The 17410-nt window shown below is 72.1% G+C and carries 15 protein-coding genes; 9 read left to right on the top strand and 6 right to left on the bottom strand.

All coding sequences use genetic code 11. From position 1 onward, the window contains the following. Positions 1–227: 227 nt before the first annotated feature. A complete protein-coding gene (locus AB0P03_RS17990; protein WP_363629601.1) occupies positions 228–2333 on the top strand; it encodes a thioredoxin domain-containing protein in 2106 nt (701 codons plus the stop codon). A 39-nt stretch (positions 2334–2372) separates the two neighbouring features. Continuing rightward, positions 2373–3248 carry a GNAT family N-acetyltransferase gene (locus AB0P03_RS17985; RefSeq protein ID WP_363629600.1) on the top strand — a complete coding sequence of 292 codons (876 nt, stop codon included), beginning with the start codon at positions 2373–2375 and terminating at the stop codon, positions 3246–3248. Here AB0P03_RS17985 and AB0P03_RS17980 read toward each other — a convergent pair. Further along, positions 3239–3595 (bottom strand): hypothetical protein, encoded by a 357-nt coding sequence (locus AB0P03_RS17980; protein WP_363629598.1) that lies wholly within the window; start codon positions 3593–3595, stop codon positions 3239–3241. The two genes, AB0P03_RS17985 and AB0P03_RS17980, sit on opposite strands and share 10 nt — an antisense overlap. Positions 3596–3662: 67 nt before the next feature. Here AB0P03_RS17980 and AB0P03_RS17975 point away from each other — a divergent pair, with 67 nt between their 5' ends. Together AB0P03_RS17975 and AB0P03_RS17970 are read left to right on the top strand one after the other, a co-directional pair. Then, positions 3663–5414 (top strand): alpha/beta hydrolase, encoded by a 1752-nt coding sequence (locus AB0P03_RS17975; protein ID WP_363629596.1) that lies wholly within the window; start codon positions 3663–3665, stop codon positions 5412–5414. After that, positions 5411–6031, top strand: a complete 621-nt coding sequence (locus AB0P03_RS17970) for a hypothetical protein (protein WP_363585461.1) — start codon at positions 5411–5413, stop codon at positions 6029–6031. Before AB0P03_RS17975 ends, AB0P03_RS17970 begins: the two co-directional genes overlap by 4 nt. Before the next feature lie 11 nt (positions 6032–6042). Here the strand turns inward: AB0P03_RS17970 and AB0P03_RS17965 are convergent, their stop codons facing one another. Further along, positions 6043–6975 (bottom strand): hypothetical protein, encoded by a 933-nt coding sequence (locus AB0P03_RS17965; protein ID WP_363629619.1) that lies wholly within the window; start codon positions 6973–6975, stop codon positions 6043–6045. Positions 6976–7240: 265 nt separating this feature from the next. Here AB0P03_RS17965 and AB0P03_RS17960 point away from each other — a divergent pair, with 265 nt between their 5' ends. The 3 genes from AB0P03_RS17960 (at position 7241) to AB0P03_RS17950 (ending at position 9581) form a co-directional block, all read left to right on the top strand. Next, positions 7241–7915 carry a papain-like cysteine protease family protein gene (locus tag AB0P03_RS17960; protein WP_363629594.1) on the top strand — a complete coding sequence of 225 codons (675 nt, stop codon included), beginning with the start codon at positions 7241–7243 and terminating at the stop codon, positions 7913–7915. 8 nt (positions 7916–7923) lie between these two features. Further along, positions 7924–8772, top strand: coding sequence for a hypothetical protein (locus tag AB0P03_RS17955; RefSeq protein WP_363585459.1), 849 nt, complete (start codon positions 7924–7926; stop codon positions 8770–8772). A 326-nt stretch (positions 8773–9098) separates the two neighbouring features. After that, positions 9099–9581, top strand: a complete 483-nt coding sequence (locus AB0P03_RS17950; protein ID WP_363629592.1) for a hypothetical protein — start codon at positions 9099–9101, stop codon at positions 9579–9581. Here the strand turns inward: AB0P03_RS17950 and AB0P03_RS17945 are convergent. Beyond that, positions 9552–10247 (bottom strand): hemolysin III family protein, encoded by a 696-nt coding sequence (locus AB0P03_RS17945; RefSeq protein WP_063351175.1) that lies wholly within the window; start codon positions 10245–10247, stop codon positions 9552–9554. The two genes, AB0P03_RS17950 and AB0P03_RS17945, sit on opposite strands and share 30 nt — an antisense overlap. A gap of 285 nt (positions 10248–10532) precedes the next feature. Between AB0P03_RS17945 and AB0P03_RS17940 the strand changes: the two genes are divergently transcribed. Continuing rightward, positions 10533–12359, top strand: coding sequence for a phosphoenolpyruvate carboxykinase (GTP) (locus tag AB0P03_RS17940; RefSeq protein WP_363585457.1), 1827 nt, complete (start codon positions 10533–10535; stop codon positions 12357–12359). Between the two features lie 219 nt (positions 12360–12578). Here the strand turns inward: AB0P03_RS17940 and AB0P03_RS17935 are convergent, their stop codons facing one another. Beyond that, complete coding sequence (locus AB0P03_RS17935; RefSeq protein ID WP_350879977.1) at positions 12579–13793, bottom strand: pyridoxal phosphate-dependent aminotransferase; 1215 nt, start codon at positions 13791–13793, stop codon at positions 12579–12581. A 100-nt stretch (positions 13794–13893) separates the two neighbouring features. After that, positions 13894–14601, bottom strand: a complete 708-nt coding sequence (locus AB0P03_RS17930) for a hypothetical protein (RefSeq protein WP_363629590.1) — start codon at positions 14599–14601, stop codon at positions 13894–13896. A gap of 99 nt (positions 14602–14700) precedes the next feature. Between AB0P03_RS17930 and AB0P03_RS17925 the strand changes: the two genes are divergently transcribed. After that, complete coding sequence (locus AB0P03_RS17925; RefSeq protein ID WP_363585480.1) at positions 14701–15411, top strand: prepilin peptidase; 711 nt, start codon at positions 14701–14703, stop codon at positions 15409–15411. A gap of 207 nt (positions 15412–15618) precedes the next feature. Here AB0P03_RS17925 and AB0P03_RS17920 read toward each other — a convergent pair whose 3' ends face one another. Next, positions 15619–17232: a glycosyl hydrolase family 18 protein gene (locus tag AB0P03_RS17920; RefSeq protein WP_363629588.1), complete on the bottom strand. Its 1614-nt coding sequence runs from the start codon at positions 17230–17232 to the stop codon at positions 15619–15621. Positions 17233–17410 lie beyond the last annotated feature (178 nt).

Here is a 17410-nt window from a genome sequence, read left to right as displayed (position 1 = left end):
ATGGAAACTCTCCCGAGCCGATTCACTGGAACCTAGCAGAATCGTATTGTCATTCAATCTGGGTTTCCCTGGCCGGGTGCGAGTGCAAGGGTTGCGACGGCACCGGGATGGAATCCACGCCTCCGTGCGCCAGAGGCAAGAGAGGTACTCCGGTTGTGGTACCCGGACCACGGCGGCGCCGGCCCGGGTGAGCCCTCAGGGCTGAGCCGCGTGAGAGGCTGGTTCGCATGAACCGTCTCGCCGACGTGACCTCGCCCTATCTCCAGCAGCATGCCGAGAACCCGGTCGACTGGTGGCCCTGGGGGCCGGAGGCCTTCGCGGAGGCGGAGCGGCGAGGGGTCCCGGTGCTGCTCAGCGTCGGGTACGCGGCGTGCCACTGGTGTCACGTGATGGCCCACGAGAGCTTCGAGGACACCGGGGTCGCCGGCTACCTGAACGAGCGGTTCGTCGCCGTCAAGGTGGACCGGGAGGAGCGGCCCGACGTCGATGCCGTCTACATGGAGGCCGTGCAGGCCGCCACCGGGCAGGGCGGCTGGCCGATGACGGTGTTCCTCACGCCCGACAAGGAGCCGTTCTACTTCGGCACCTACTTCCCGCCGGAGCCCCGGCACGGCATGCCGTCCTTCCGCCAGGTGCTGGAAGGCGTCGACGCCGCCTGGCGGGGCCGGCGGCAGGAGGTCGCGGAGGTCGCCGGGCGGATCCGGGCCGACCTCGCCGAGCGCGCCGCCGTCTACTCGGCCGGTGCCCACCATCCGCCCGCCGGCGCAGATCTGCACCAGGCGCTGGTCGCCCTCAGCCGGGAGTTCGACGACCGGCACGGCGGCTTCGGGGGCGCGCCCAAGTTCCCGCCGGCCATGGTCGTCGAGTTCCTGCTGCGCCACCACGCCCGCACCGGCTCCGAGGCGGCCCTGGAGATGGCCGTCCGCACCGGCGAGGCGATGGCCCGCGGCGGCATCCATGACCAACTCGGCGGCGGCTTCGCCCGGTACGCGGTCGACGCCGGCTGGGTCGTGCCGCACTTCGAGAAGATGCTGTACGACAACGCCCTGCTGCTGCGCGCCTACCTGCACCTGTGGCGGGCCACCGGCTCCCCGCTGGCCCGTCGGACCGCGCTGACCACCGCCGACTTCCTGCTGCGCGAACTGCGCACTCCCGAAGGCGCGTTCGCGTCCGCGCTGGACGCCGACAGCCTCGACGAGGAGACCGGGCAGTCCACCGAAGGCGCCTACTACGTGTGGGAACCCGGCCAGTTGGTCGACCTGCTCGGCCCCGCCGACGCGGCCACCGCCGCCCGGCTGTTCACCGTCACCGCCGGCGGAACCTTCGAACACGGCACCTCCGTTCTCCAACTCCTCGCCGATCCCGAGGACTTCACCGAGTACGAGACCATCCGCGCCCGGTTGTTCGAGGCCCGCGCCCGGCGGCCCGCCCCCGCCCGCGACGACAAGGTCGTCGCCGCCTGGAACGGCCTCGCCATCGCCGCCCTCGCCGAGACCGGCGCCCTCCTGGAGCGCCCCGACCTCGTCGAGGCCGCCGAACGCGCCGCCGACCTGCTGCTCGCCGTCCACCTCGCCCCCGACGGCCGGCTGCTGCGCACCTCCCGCGACGGCCGGGCCGGCACCAACGCGGGCGTCCTGGAGGACTACGCCGACACCGCCGAGGGCTTCCTGTCCCTGTACGCCGTCACCGGCGACGCCGCCTGGTTGCAACTGGCCGGCGGACTCCTCGACACCGTGCTCAAGCACTTCACCGACGAGGCCTCCGGCGCGCTCTACGACACCGCCGACGACGCCGAGGAACTCATCCGGCGCCCCCAGGACCCCACCGACAACGCCACCCCGTCCGGCTGGACCGCCGCCGCCGGCGCCCTGCTCACCTACGCCGCCTACACCGGCTCCGACCGGCACCGGACGGCCGCCGAACGGGCCCTCGGCATCGTCGGCGCGCTCGCGTCCCGGGCCCCCCGGTTCATCGGCTGGGGCCTCGCCGTCGCCGAGGCGCTGCTCGACGGGCCGCGCGAAGTCGCCGTCGTCGGCCCGGCCGAGGACCCGGCCACCGCCGCACTGCGCCGGGCCGCGCTGCTCGGGACCGCGCCCGGGGCGGTCGTCGCGGTGGGCGCGCCGGCGGGCCCGGCGGATGGTTCGGTGGAGAACCCGGCGGATGGTTCGGCGGACGGTTCGGTGGAGGACGGCGGCGCGGAGGTGCCGCTGCTGGCGGGTCGGCCGCTGGTCGGCGGAGCGCCCGCCGCCTACGTCTGCCGGCACTTCGCCTGTGAAGCGCCGACCACCGACCCGGCGGTCCTCGGCGAGCGGCTGGGCGTCGCCGTCGAATAAAACGCTGGTGGGAGGGGTGCGGCCGGGCCAGAATGGGCCATGACCTGGACCTTGAGCAGTTCGTTCGACGACTTCCGGCGCCACGCGGAAGAGTTCCTCGCCGCCCGCCCGGCCGAGAGCACCGTCCTGCTCACGGTCGTACACCGGCTGGCCGAACGCGGCCTGGACGTGTTCGGGCAGCGGCCACCGGTCTTCGGCTGGTGGCGCCCGACGGACGGCGGTCCGGTCGAAGGAGCCTTCCTCCAGACGCCGCCGTTCGGCCCCCGGCTCTCCTGCACACCGGCGGCGGCAGCCGAGCTGGCGGTCGAACTGGCCTCCGCCGGGAGCGAGTTCACCGAGGTGTCCGGCGTCGGCGGAGGCGCGGACGCGGTCCGGGCCTTCGCCGCGGCCTGGACCGCCGCCACCGGTGCCGGCCAGTCCGTCCGCTTCAACGAACGGCTCTACCGGCTCGGCGAGTTGACCGACCCGCCCCGCCCGCCCGCCGGCCACCACCGGCCCGCCGCCCCGGCCGACCGCGAACTGGCGATCCGCTGGTACGAGGAGTTCCTCGTCGAAGCCGGGGTCGACCTGCCCAACGTCCCCCAGGCCGTCGACGACCGGATCGCCACCGGCGGCCTCCGCCTGTGGGAGGACGGCGGCCGCCCCGTCGCCCTGGCCGGCAGTAGCCCGGTGATCGCCGGCATGTCCCGCATCGGCCCCGTCTACACCCCGACCGACCAGCGCGGACGCGGCTACGCCAGCGCCGTCACCGCCGCCGCCTCCGCCCACGCCCTCGCCCAGGGGGCGGCCGAGGTCCTGCTCTACACCGACCTCGCCAACCCGACCAGCAACTCCATCTACCAGCAGATCGGCTACCGGCCGGTCGAGGACTGCCTGACCCTGGACTTCACGACGCGGGGCGGAAATTACGCGTAGTCGACCGGGCGGCCGCCGACCACCTTCGTGTCGAAGGGGTCGACGGCCGCAGCTGCGGCGGGTGCCGGCAGGTGGTCCGCGTTCACGTACGTCTGCGCGCAGGTCAGCAGATTGCCGCCGGCCGACTTCATGTCACCGGCCAGGCCGTCCAGCAGCGCCTTCCAGGCCGCCCCGCACCCCTGCAACGCCGCCCCGCTCCGCCAACCCGCCAGACTCCCGGCCGCCTTGGCGCTCGGCTCGGCCAACTTCGCGGTCTCGTCGGGCACTTTCCCGGCGACGGTCAGCGCGCTGTTCCCGGCTGCGGTCAACTCGCCCGGCTTGACGGTGAATCCTGGGTCGCTCGGCACGATGTCCCCCCGGACGTCCGATGTCGGTCGTGGGCTATGGTAGCGGCGAGTACTGGGGGGTGCACTCATGGTTGACACGGATCGGCAAGCGGGAGAGAACCGCCTCGATCTCGCGAGCCTGAAGAACGCCAAGCCGGAGGATCTGCACACGGCGGCGGACGCCTACGACACGCTGCACAAGGCGTACACGCAGCACACCGCCGACTGGAAGAGCGGTACCGCCGACCGGGTCCACGGATCCGGCTGGACCGGCCCGGCGGCCGACGCCGCCTTCCACTCACTGGACGGCACCACCAGCCAACTGCACGCCGCCGAAACCGAACTGGCCGCCATCGGCCAGACCCTGCGAGACCACGCCGACCTCTTCGGGCTGGTTCAGTCGAAACTCCGTCAGGCCCTCATCGACGCCACCGCCAAAGGGCTGACGGTCAGCGACACCGGGACGGTGAGCTGGCCCCCGGCGACCGGCCCCGTGGACGCCACCTGGGAGACGAAACAGAAGACGGCGGCCGAGGACGTCGCCAAGCGGATCAATGCCGCCATCACGGAGGCGAGTGCGGCCGACCAGACCCTGGCGGGGCTGCTCAAGGGCTTCACCCAGCACGCCACCAGCAAGTCGGGGCTGACCCTCGCCGTCGCCGAGGCCGACCAGAAGGCGGCGAACAGCCCGGGCTCCCCCTACCTCAGGGACATGCCCGCCGTGGGGACGCCCCCGACGGAGGTCAACAACTGGTGGAACGGCCTAGACCCGGCGGGCCGGCAGTGGTACATCGACCACCACCCGGAGAACATCGGAAACCTGGACGGGGTTCCGGCGGAGGTGCGAAACCGGGTCAACCGGGCGTACCTGGACAAGCGGATGAGGGAACTCGAAGGTAGGAACCGGACGAAGGAAGAAGAGGCGGAGTACCAGAAGCTCAGGCCCATCCAAGAGCGCCTCGCCCAGGATGCCCGGGCGAAGGACGGTCGGCCACCCACCTACCTGATCGGCGTCGGCACCGAAGGCCAAGGCCGCGCGATCCTGTCCTTCGGAAACCCTGACACCGCCACCGACATCTCCTCCTACGTGCCGGGGATCACGACCACCCCCGATTCGCTCGGTGCGGCGAAGCCAGGTACCACGCCCGGCACCAACGAGGCGGAAAACGCGTTGAACGTCTGGCGAGAGGCCAACAAGAAGATCAAGCCCGGTGGATCGGCGGCCTCCATCATCTGGCTCGGATACGACCCGCCGGACATCGACATCAAAGCGGCCACGTCCGAGCGGGCGGTCAAGGGCGCACCCGATTATGCGAGGTTCGTCACCGGGCTCCGGGCGACCAACATGAGCGGCCAGAGCCCGCACATCACCTCGATGGGGCACAGTTACGGCTCGCTCCTCGTCGGACAGGCCACGAAGATGGCCGCCCACCAGGGGAACTGCACGCTGCCGGACGACGTGGTGATCATCGGCAGTCCCGGTGTCGGCGTGACACACGCCTCGGACCTGGGGATGCCCGCCGGGCATGTGTGGGCGGGCGCGGCCGGCAACGACCCGGTCACCCAAATCCCCTCGGCGAACGCCGCGACGGTGCCCTGGCCCTTCGGCGGCTTGGTCGGCGCCGACCCGCACGACCTCTGGTACGGGAGAGACCCAGCGAGCGAGTCCTTCGGGGCCAAGCGCTTCACCGTCGACGGTTGGAGCAAGTCGTGGAGCTGGGAGGACTTCGGGATGCACACCAAGTACCTGGCCCCGGAGACCGGCGGCCCCTCGTTGGGCAACATTGCCTCGATCGTGACGGGCAAGGCAGACGACGTTCACCTGACGGAGGGACGATGACGACCCGCTGGAAGGTGATCGGCTCGATCGTGCTGTCGTTCGTCGTCACGGTGGCCCTCGGTGCGGTGCTGTTCGCCAACGGGTACGGGCCATTGGCGTTGGCCGATCGATCGGGCCGGGTGAGGACAAGCGAGGGGAAGGGCCGGATCGACCATGCCCTGCGCGCCACCATGGATGGAGTTTCGCCTTCATTCACCTATGCGGGGGCCGAGTTCGAGGTGCGGAGGGAGGACGATCTCTGGGACGGCGAGCGGAGTATGGGTTCGGCCGTCACCGAGATCGTCACCGTGCGGACCGCGGTCTCGCGGGCAAAACTGCCGACCTTGATGGATCAGGTGACCCAAGCCTGGAAGGCACTTGGGAGCCGGGTGGTCGATCGATCGGACCCCGCCGATGAGATTCAGGCCCTGCGCGGTATGGGAGACGTGGGTGGGGAGACGTTCCTAACGTTCTACGCGAGGGCCCAGCAAGACTCGACCTACCTGGTGATGTTCAGGGCAGAGGCCATTGGGGTGCTGTACCAGCCCGCCCATGAGTACAAGCCCGTGCCCCCGCTCGTCCGAACATCGCTCGACGCCAAGGTCGATGTGGTCGACGACCCGTACTGGTCGCACTGACGCCGCGCCCGTCACTCCCAGTCCCACCTGATTCCCAGCAGGCACGGCCGCAGTGCCGTCGCGACCAGGTGGACGCAGTGGTGGCCGTCCAGGGTCAGTTCCTCCGTCTCGTAGGGGGCTTCGCCCGGGGAGTGGAGGGCGAAGCGGTGGCAGCGGACGGGGAGGGCGGCGGGGTGGAAGGTGATCTGGAGGACGTACTGGCCGGCGCCGGAGTTGAAGCCGCGGACGTATTCGCAGCTGGGGTCGGGGGAGGGGGCGTCGTCGAAGCCGTAGCCGAGGAGGTGGGTGTCGCCGGCGCGTAGGCGGCGGTCGAGGAGGAGTTCGGCGACGAGCAGGTGGTGGGTCTGGTCGCGGCGGATGCGGCCGGGGCGGCAGTTCTCTTCGGCGCGGACGCCGACGCGGGTGATGTCGCTGCCGGGGTCGCCCTGGTAGAGCGCGAGGTAGCGGTCGATGCCGTCGCGGTGGGCGCGGAGGGCGTGTTGGGAGTCGCGACGGGCGAGTTGGCGGTCGGGGCCGAGGCGGATGCGTTCGATGTGGGTGATGGTGTGCAGGCCGGTGTCGCGGGGGCCGGCGATGGTGGCGAGCAGGTCGTCGACGGCGGTGGCGGGGGAGATGAGGTCGCGGTAGGGGCGTACGGGTGGGCCGGCGGGGGTGGTGTCGGCGGCGCGGCGGGGGCCGAGCAGGCGGGTGAGGGAGTGTTCGGGGAGGTCGAGGACGTCTTCGAGGGCGGCGACGGCGCGGAGGGATTCGGGGCGTTCGGGGCGGCGGCGGCCTTGTTGCCAGTAGCTGAGGCTGGTGAGTCCGACGTGGACGCCGCGCAGGGCGAGGTGGCGTCGGATGCGGTGGAGGGCGAGGCCGCGGGTGGCGATGGCGGTGCGCAGGGCGAGGTGGAAGGGGCCGGTGCGGAGGGCGGCGGTGAGGTCGGCCTGGTCGGTGCGGTGGATGACGGCCTCCTGGGGGACGGGCGCGGGCAGACCGTGTTTGACCGTGAATATTCACATCAGGGCGGCGGTTTGTCACCGGTCCTGGCGTGCCACGCGGGGGTTTTCGGGGTGGCGTTCACACCCGTGGCCGGTCGTTCACACCTGAACTGTGATGGTCCTGGGGGCCGTTGACCGGCTTCCGGGGGCGGCGGGATGCTCATGGCGCGATCCGGACCGCGCCCCCACACAGCACCTCGCTCCGCTTGTGCAAGGAGGCATTTCCCCCATGCCAGTTCCACGGATACGGCTGCGCCGCGCGGTCTCGCTGCTCGCCCTCGGCGTGCTGGGCCCGGCGTTGACCGCGGTGGCGGCCACTCCGGCGCTCGCCGCCCCCGCCCAGGATCTCGCTCCCGTCCAGGACCGTGCCCCGGCGCAGGTTCGCCAGGCTGCCGCGCCCGGCAGCACGGCCGATCTGGCCGGCACGTTCAAGAAGCTCAACATCACCATGCAGCAGCAACAGCAGACCAACTGGTGCTGGGCGGCGAGCGGGAACACCATCGCCACCTGGTTCGGCTACAACTACAGCCAGAACCAGTTCTGCAACGCCGCGTTCGGCCGTTCGGCCAACTCCAGCTGCCCCAACAACCAGGCCTCGCTGGCCGATGTGCAGAACGGGCTGGACTGGGTCGGCATCAACCCGGGTTCGTACGTCACCGGCTACCTGCGCTACAACACCGTGCAGGCCGAGGTGGACGCGAACCGGCCGATCGAGACCCGGATCCAGTGGAGTTCCGGCGGCGGGCACATGCACGTCGTCTACGGCTACGACACCAGCAGCAACTGGGTGTACTGGGGCGACCCGTGGCCGTCCAACTACCGCTACAACTGGGCGGACTACAACTACTACGTGAACAACAACACGTTCTCGTGGACCCACTCCCTGTACCGGATCGGCGCGTGAGGGCGACCATGACTGACCTCGGAAAGGCCCGTCGGGCCGCCGTCACCGCCCTGCTCGCCGCCGGCCTCGGGCTGGCGCTGGCCCCGGCCGCGCACGCGGACGGGCCGGCCGGCGCCCCGGTGCCGGTGCCCGTCGCGGATCTGGCGAAGGCCCGTGGCGTGGTCCAGGACCAGGCCGTCCTCGACAAGGTGGGCCACTTCTTCGCCCGCAAGGGCGTCCCGCCGACCCAGCAGCTGACCATCGGTGCGGCGCAGGAGGCGCAGGCGGCGAGCGCGGCCGCGCCGCGGCTGGCCGGCGACACCGTGCCGGTGTACACCCTGGACGCGGGTTTCGTGGCCGGCGCCCCGGGTGCGCCGGTGGCGACGGCCGAGTTCACCGCGAGCAAGGTGGTCGCGGCGGACGGGCAGACGGCCTCGGTGTGGACGATCCGGCAGGGCGACTCCTGGCGGGTGGTCAACATCGCCTCCGGCGGTGACGAGAGCGACTACGCGGCGAAGGCGGCAGGCGGCGGTGGCGGTACGGCGTTCCGCGAGCCGCAGGTGAACGCCTGGTACGTGCTGCGCGACGGCCGGGTGCTGCCGCTGGACGACGAGGCCCGGCGCTCGGTGGGCGCGGGCGGGGTGTCGCTGGCCGCGTACCAGAAGCTGGTGCACCAGCGGTACGGGGACAAGCTGCCCGGCTCGGCGTACGACCGGGAGGGCAAGGGCGGCGGCTACCAGCTGGCGGCCGACCGGGAACGGGCGGCGGGCGGCGGTTCGGCGCTGCCGGCCGTGACGGCGGCCGCGGCCCTGGGCGTCACCGCGCTCGTGGGCGCGGGTGCGGCCGTGCGGCGCAGGGCGGGTGTCCGACGGGGGTAGGGCCTCTCGGGCGCGACGTGCGCGCCACACGTGGGATGCGGCGGGGTCCGGCTGACACAGCCGGGCCCCGCCGTGCTGCGTGCGGCCCCGGCACGCCAGCCCGTAGTCGAGCGGGCGCGCTGCGTGATGTGTCCTGGAAGTAATGCTTCCGCACAAGGAATTGACGCAACGTTGATCTGTCGTTCGCCGCCCGGGGGCAGCTCCGGGTGACGGACGGTAGATACCATGTGGCAATCGGTCAGTGCTGACTGACGCGTGCCGAGAGCGGAGAAGGGGTGGGGCGGCCGGAGCCGACCACGAGCCCGGCGCCGGGAAAGGGGAGTCGAATGGCCGGCAGGGAGTCGAACGCCCAGGTGTGGGGTGCGGCGGTGGTGGTGGCGTCCGCGCTCGCCGTGGTCGCGGCCTACCTGATCAACGGGGCGATGCTGGTCCTGGTCGTCGCCGGGGTCGAGGTGCTGCTGCTCATGGTCTACGTGGGCCGCCGCTGGCGGGCGCTCCACCGGCCGACCGCCCCGCGGGGGCACCGGCCGTCGGCCGTCACCCCGGACGCCGCGCACTGCGAGCGCTGCCGCCGGGCCCGCGAGGCGCTGGACGCCCGGCAGGCGCGCGGCCGCACCGCCGGGCCGGCGGCGGAGCCGTGGCCGGAGGCCGACGTGGCGGACCACCCGCCGTACCCGCGCCGCCCGCAGGGCCGGGCGCCGTACGAGCGCCCCTGGACGGCGGAGCGGGCGGTCGCCCGGTCCGTGGACCGCGCGGCCGCCCGCCGTGGCGCGCCGGGTTCAGCCGGCCGCGCTGTACGCCACCAGTGAGACCCCGACGTACTGCACGATGAACGCGCCCAGGGTGAAGGCGTGGAACACCTCGTGGAAGCCGAACCAGCGCGGTGACGGATTGGGCCGCTTGAGCCCGTACACCACGCCGCCGATGCTGTAGAGCACCCCGCCGACGATCATCAGCACCAGGACGGCGACGCCGCCGGCGTGCAGGAAGTCCGGCAGGAAGAAGGCGGCGGCCCAGCCGAGCGCGATGTACACCGGTGTGTACAGCCAGCGCGGCGCGCCGACCCAGAACACCCGGAACGCTATTCCGGCCAGCGCGCCGCCCCAGGCCACCCAGAGCAGCACCTGCTGGTCGGCGCCCTTGAGCAGCAGGATCGTGAACGGCGTGTAGGTGCCCGCGATGATCAGGAAGATGTTCGCGTGGTCCAGCCGCCGCAGCACGGCGTCCCCGCGCGGGCCCCAGTCGAAGCGGTGGTAGACCGCGCTGACCCCGAACAGCAGCCAGGCGCTGATCGAGTAGATCGCGCAGGCGATCTTGGCGGGGGTGGAGTCGGCCAGGCAGATCAGCACGATCCCGGCGGCGACGGTGGCGGGGAACATCCCGGCGTGCAGCCAGCCGCGCCACTTCGGCTTGCGTCCCGAGGCCTCGTTCTCCGCGCCCTCGTTCTCCGTGCTCTCGACGAGCTCAGCAGTCATGCGCAGCATGCTACCCGCTACCTACGGGGCCGTAGGTTACTGACGCGTAGGAAAGTGGTGATCATCACTCTTGGACGTTTTGGAGTATTCGAGGTGTCCGCGAGGGTGTCCGGGCCGGGATGTGGACGACCTATTACTGGCCGGTAATCGTACTTACTGTAGTAAAAGATAAGTCAATTTCGACGCTGTGCCGCAGTTTGGCGTTGGAGCCGGAGCTACGCTGCAAGCACCCTCAGACCCCCGCTACGCCACCTCCTCGCCGAGATGGTGTGAAACGGAGCGATCGTGTCGTACGAGATCTCTGCTCTCAGCGCCTCCGCGCCCACCCGCCACCAGCGCCTGCTCGCGTGGGTGAACGAGATCGCCGAGCTCACCCAGCCGGACCGCGTCGAGTGGTGCGACGGCTCCGACGAGGAGTACCAGCGCCTCGCGGACCTGCTGGTGGCTCAGGGCACCTTCAAGAAGCTCAACGAGGAAAAGCGCCCCAACTCCTACTACGCCGCCTCGGACCCGACGGACGTGGCGCGCGTGGAGGACCGCACCTACATCTGCTCCGAGCAGGAGAAGGACGCCGGTCCGACCAACAACTGGAAGGCCCCGGCCGAGATGCGGGAGGTCTTCCAGGGCGAGAAGGGACTGTTTCGCGGCGCGATGAAGGGCCGCACGATGTACGTCGTGCCCTTCTCGATGGGCCCGGTCGGTTCCCCGCTGGCCGCGTACGGCGTCGAGATCACCGACTCCGCCTACGTCGCCGTGTCGATGCGCGTGATGACCCGCATGGGCAAGGCGGTGCTGGACCAGCTCGGCGAGGACGGCGACTTCGTCAAGGCCGTGCACACCGTCGGCGCCCCGCTGGCCGAGGGCCAGGCGGACGTGCCGTGGCCGTGCAACAGCACCAAGTACATCTCGCACTTCCCGGAGACCCGGGAGATCTGGTCCTTCGGCTCCGGCTACGGCGGCAACGCCCTGCTCGGCAAGAAGTGCTACGCGCTGCGCATCGCCTCGACCATGGCCCGTGACGAGGGCTGGCTGGCCGAGCACATGCTGATCCTGAAGCTCACCCCGCCGTCCGGCGAGGTCAAGTACGTCGCCGCCGCCTTCCCGTCGGCCTGCGGCAAGACCAACCTGGCCATGCTCCAGCCGACCGTCCCGGGCTGGAAGGTCGAGACGATCGGCGACGACATCGCCTGGATGCGCTTCGGCGCCGACGGCCAGCTCTACGCGATCAACCCCGAGGCCGGTTTCTTCGGTGTCGCCCCCGGCACCGGCGTGGACACCAACGCCAACGCCATCGACACCCTGTGGGGCAACACGGTCTTCACCAACGTCGCGCTGACCGACGACGGCGACGTGTGGTGGGAGGGCCTGACCGAGGAGCCCCCGGCGCACCTCACCGACTGGCGCGGCAACGACTGGACCCCCGAGTCCGGCACCCCGGCCGCCCACCCGAACGCCCGCTTCGCCGTCCCGGCCGCGCAGTGCCCGACCATCGCCCCCGAGTGGGAGGACCAGTCGGGCGTGCCGATCTCGGCGATCCTGTTCGGCGGCCGCCGCGCCACCGCCGTCCCGCTGGTGACCGAGTCCTTCACCTGGCAGCACGGCGTCTTCCTCGGCGCCAACATCGCGTCCGAGAAGACCGCCGCCGCCGAGGGCACCGTCGGCGAGCTGCGCCGCGACCCGTTCGCGATGCTGCCGTTCTGCGGCTACAACATGGGCGACTACTTCGCCCACTGGCTGAAGGTCGGCGCCCAGGCGGACGCCGCGAAGCTGCCGAAGATCTACTACGTCAACTGGTTCCGCAAGAACGCCGAGGGCGCGTTCGTCTGGCCGGGCTACGGCGAGAACAGCCGCGTCCTCAAGTGGATCGTCGAGCGCCTGGAGGGCACCGGCGAGGGCGTCGAGACCCCGATCGGCGTGCTGCCGACCGTCGACGGCTTCGACCTCGGCGACCTGAAGCTGTCCCAGGAGGACCTCGACCTGCTCTTCACCGTGGACGCCGACATCTGGCGCCAGGAGGCCGCGCTGGTGCCGGCCCACCTGGAGCTGTTCGGCGACCACACCCCGAAGGAGCTGTGGGACGAGTACCGGAGCCTCGTCGCGCGCCTCGGCTGAGCCTGAGCCTCAGCAGAGCGAGAGGCGGTCGCGCGGCACGAACCGCGCGCCCGCCGAGTGACAGGACGGCCGGAGTTCCCCCGGGCGGTCTTTCCCCGACCAAGGAGACCGCCCGGGCCGGGACTCCGGCCGTAGTGCTTTCCCCGGGTGCCGGGTGCCAGGTGCCAGGTGTCAGGGTGTCGGGCGCGGGGGCCACGGCTGGGTGCGGCCGTTCCGGGGCTACGGCTGGGTGTAGCCGCTCAGGAAGTCGCCGATCCTGGTCACCGCGTCGGTGATCTCCTCCGCCCGGGGCAGCGTGACCAGCCGGAAGTGGTCCGGCTCGGGCCAGTTGAAGCCGGTGCCCTGGACCAGCAGGATGCGCTGGGAGCGCAGCAGGTCCAGCACCATCTGGGCGTCGTCCTTGATCTTGTAGACCTTCGGATCCAGCCGCGGGAACGCGTACAGCGCGCCCTTGGGCTTGACGCAGCTGACCCCCGGGATCTCGTTGAGCAGCCGGTACGCCGCGTCGCGCGAGGCGAGCAGCCGCCCGCCGGGCAGCACCAGGTCGCGGATCGACTGCCGGCCGCCGAGCGCGGCGGCCACCGCGTGCTGGGCGGGCATGTTGGCGCACAGCCGCATCGAGGCCAGCACGGCCAGGCCCTCGATATAGCTGTGGGCCCGCTGCCGGTCGCCGGAGAGCACCATCCAGCCGGAGCGGAAACCCGCGACCCGGTACGCCTTGGACAGGCCGTTGAAGGTGACGCAGAAGAGGTCGGGCGCCAGGGTGGCCAGCGGGACGTGCTCGGCGTCGTCGTAGAGGATCTTGTCGTAGATCTCGTCCGCGTAGACCACCAGCCGGTGCCGGCGGGCGATCTCGACGATGCCCTCCAGCACCTCGCGCGGGTAGACCGCGCCGGTCGGGTTGTTCGGGTTGATCACCACGATGGCCCGGGTCCGGTCGGTGACCTTGGCCTCGATGTCGGCGAGGTCCGGGTACCACTCGGCCTGCTCGTCGCAGCGGTAGTGCACCGCGGTGCCGCCGGCCAGCGAGACCGAGGCGGTCCACAGCGGGTAGTCGGGCGCCGGGACGAGCACCTCGTCGCCGTCGTCCAGCAGCGCGGTCATGGCCAGCTGGATCAGCTCGGAGACGCCGTTGCCGAGGAAGACGTCCTCGACGCTCAGCCCGTGCAGGCCGCGGTCCTCGTAGTGCATGACCACCGCGCGGCGGGCGGCGAGCAGGCCCTTGGAGTCGCCGTACCCGTGCGCGGTCGAGAGGTTGCGCAGGATGTCCTGGAGGATCTCCGGCGGCGCCTCGAAGCCGAAGACGGCGGGGTTGCCGGTGTTGAGCTTGAGGATGCGGTGGCCCTGTTCCTCCAGCCGCATCGCCTCGTCGAGTACCGGGCCGCGGATGTCGTAGCAGACATTGGCGAGCTTGCTGGACTGGATGACCTGCATGCCTGCCTACTTTAGGGGCACCTCCGGGCACTTCGGTGCGCGTCCCGGGACGCGCACCGAACCGCCCGGAGCGGCCTCCTTGGATCGGGAGGCGGGGGTGTCAGCCGACCTTCCAAACCAGGGGCGCGGTGTCCAGGATGTTCCCGTACGTGAGGAAGCTGGGCGGGGTCTCGTTCGGGACGAGATAGACGGCACACAGCTTGACGGACTGCCCGTCCGCGAGCGTGACCAGCGACCGGGTGTCGCACTGCGGGATCGCCTTCTGCAGGGTCGCGGCCGGCAGCGCGCCCGCCGAGTGGTCCTTGGGCTTCACCCAGACCCGCATCATGTAGGCGTCCTCGGCCAGCGGGGCGCCGGTGCGGTTGGTGAAGGAGACGGTGACGTAGTACGGCGTCTTGCCGCTGGTGCTCGTCGACGGGAGGTTGAGCGGGGCGATCTCCGCGGCGGTGCCCTTGACGATCGAGACCGCGGCGGCGTCCACCACCGAGCTCTTGCCGACGTAGCGGCCGGCGCTGCCGAGCGGCAGCGGGCGGTCGTAGCTGACCTGGGTGACGTTGTTGCCGCCGGCGGTGACGGACGGCTGCGGTCCGGCCGGGGCGGTCGGGGCGGTCGGGGCGGTCGGGGCCGCGGAGCCGGTCGGGGTGCCGGGAGCCGTGGAGGCCCCGGCGGCGCCGGTGGGCGGCGCGGCCGGGGCGCTCGGGACGGCCGCCGGGTCGGCGTTGTCCGGCCCGCAGGCCGACAGCGCCAGGACGAGCGCCGCCGCCGGCAGGCCGGCCGCGATTCTCCGGATGGACTGGGTCTTCGTCATGGTCGTTCCCCCGTTGGATGATGTGGTCGGTGCGCCCCGCCCGGTTCCCGGGTGCCGCACGGGCGTGCGGGCGTTGATCGAAAAGGGGGTGCGCCGGTGATGCTAGCCGCAGTCGGTGCGGTGCTGGCCGCATTTCTGGTGGCTCCGCTGCTGCGCGGGCTGGTCGCCCGGTTCGCCGTGCCGGAGGGCGAACCCTGGTGCGGTGCCTGCCCGTTGTGCGGGCGCGAGGTGCGACTGCTGCCGCCCACCGGGCGCTGTCCGGGCTGCCGGGAGCGGTTGGGCGCGGGCGCCTGGTCGGTGGAGCTGGTGGCGGCCGTGGTCGCCGCCGGGCTGGCGTACGCGGCGGACGGGCCGTCGGCCGCGGCGCTGGGCTGGGCGGCCGGGCTCGGCGTGGTGCTCGGCTTCGTCGACGCCCGGGTGCGCCGGCTGCCGTACCGGCTGACCCTGCCGCTGGTCGGCGGGGTGGCCCCCCTGCTGGCGGTGGCGGCGCTGGCCGCGGGGCGCCCGGGGGTGCTGCTGCGCTGCCTGCTGGTGGCCCTCGCGGTCGGGGCCCTGCTCGAACTGGCGGTCTGGATCGGCGCGTTGGGCCCGGGTGACTCGCCGCTGGGGTTCGCCCTGGGCGGGCTGCTCGGCTGGTACGGCTGGCCGGTGGCGGTCGCCGGGCTGTTCGCCGCGGTGGTGCTCGCCGGGCTCTGGGCGATCCTGCGGGCCGCCGTCGCGCTGGCCCGCCGACGCCCGGTGCGCGGGCTCGACGTCCCGGTCGGACCGTTCCTGCTGCTCGGCGCGCTGCTGGCGGTGCTGGCCCGGTAGCCCCCGGGCCCGGGAGGCCGGACTTCCCGGGCCACCGCGACGCCACAGGTGGCGCCTGGGCCCGGGGGCCGGACCGGACCTGGCGCTACCGGGCCCGGACGCGGGAGGGCCCGCCGTACCGGGTCGGGTACGGCGGGCCCCGCCGCCGGCGCGCAGGCCCCACCCTCAAGGAGCGGCGCGCCGGTGGGGGATTGGCGGTGGGGGGGGTTACGGCATCTTGTGGACGAACGGGCCGACCGCGTTGGAGAACGCGTTGCCGTTGTTGGCGTCCCAGTTGGTGGACCAGGTCATCGCACCGCGGATGGTCGGCCACTTGGCCGGCGGGACGAAGCTGCCGCAGTTGTTGCCGGTGGCCAGGCAGTCCAGCGCGTTGTTCACCACGGTCGGCGAGACGTAGCCGCCGCCGGCCGCCTTGGCGGAGGCGGGGACGCCGATGCCGACCTGGTCGGGCCGCAGGCCGCCCTGGATGTGGGTGCAGACCTGCGAGGTGATGAAGTCGATGGTGCCCTGGTTGTAGACCTTGCCGTCGCAGCCGTTCATGCCGCCCGAGTTGTAGAACTGGGTGTTGACGACGGTGAGGATGTCCTTGGTGTTCAGCGCCAGCTGGAAGTAGGCGCCGGCGGTGCTGTACATCCCGATCGTCTCGGGCGCCATGGTCAGGATGAAGCCGGGGCCGACCTTGGCCTGGAGGGTGTGCAGCGCGTTGCCGAGCGGGCCGGCCTGGACGCCGTTCTCCAGGTCGACGTCGATGCCGTCGAAGCCGTAGTCCTTGATGATCGCGTAGGCGCTGTTGGCGAAGTTGTTGCCGGCGGTGGCGTCGCCGACGGTGATCGCGCCGTTCTGGCCGCCGATGGAGAGGACGACCTTCTTGCCGGCCGCCTGCTTGGCCTTGATGTCGGCGCGGAACTGTGCGTCGCTGTAGCCGCCGAGGGCCTTGGACAGGCCGGGGTCGAGGGTGAAGCTGATCGCGCCGGTCTGGGTGGGCACGGCGTCGGCGAAGGACACCGCGATGATGTCGTAGGCGCTCTGCACGTCGCCGAGGCGCTGCGGGGTCGAGCCGTTGTCGAAGTTCTGCCAGTAGCCGGTGACCGCGTGCGCGGGCAGGCCGGTGACCGGCGGGGTGGTGGCGGTCGCGGTGGCCGTGGGGGTCGGCGTCGCGGTCGCGGTCGCGGTGGCGGTCGGGGTCGCGGTGGCCGTCGGCGTGCCGGTCGCGGTGGGGGAGGAGGTCGCGGTGGCCGTGGCGGTCGGTGACGGGGTGGCGGTGGCGGTCGGGCTCGGGGTGGAGGGGCCGCCGGGGCCGATCAGGCTCACGTCGTCGGCGAGGTAGGCGCTCTGGCCGTACCAGCCGTGCAGGTAGACGGTGACGCTGGTGGCGTTCGCGCCGGTGGTGAAGGTGGAGGACAGCTGGTTCCAGCTGTTCTGGTTCGACCAGCTGGACGGGTCGGTGCCGCCGGTGCCGCGCGCGCCGAGGTAGACGTACGGGCCCTGGACCCAGGCGCTCAGCGTGTAGCTGGTGTTGGGCAGCACGCTGATGGTCTGGGTGCACTCGGCGGTGTCGCCGGCGCCCGGGGTGGCCTGTAGCGCGCCGGTGCCGGAGTGGGCCGGGGAGGAGACGGTGGTCGCCGCGCCGGCGCAGTTCCAGCCGCCCAGCCCGCTGTCGAAGCCGCCGTTGGTGACCAGGTTGCCGACGGCCGCGCTGGCGCCGCCGGCGAAGAGGGCCAGGCCGCCGCCGGCCAGGGCGAGGGCGGTGGCGCCGGCCGCGACGGCCGGGAGGGGGCTGCGCCGGCGCTTGTGCGCGGGCTGGTTCAGCGTACGGGCCATGGGGTGACGCTCCTGGGGAGGGAGCGGCCGCCGCGGTGGGGGGCGCGGCGGCCGCGTGTGGGGGAGGGGAGGTCCGTCGTGGTGCGTGGGGTCGTCGTACCTGGGGGTGGGCGACCGCGGCGGTGCATGGTGGTGCACGGTGGTGCGTGGGGGTGGGGCGGGGCCGTGGGGTTCGTTC

Origin of the sequence: Kitasatospora sp. NPDC088779, assembly GCF_040685395.1 — a bacterium.
In the GTDB taxonomy this organism is placed as follows: Bacteria; Actinomycetota; Actinomycetes; order Streptomycetales; family Streptomycetaceae; genus Kitasatospora.
The sequence above is the reverse complement of the archived record's forward strand: the minus strand, read 5'-3'. Positions and strand labels throughout refer to the sequence as shown.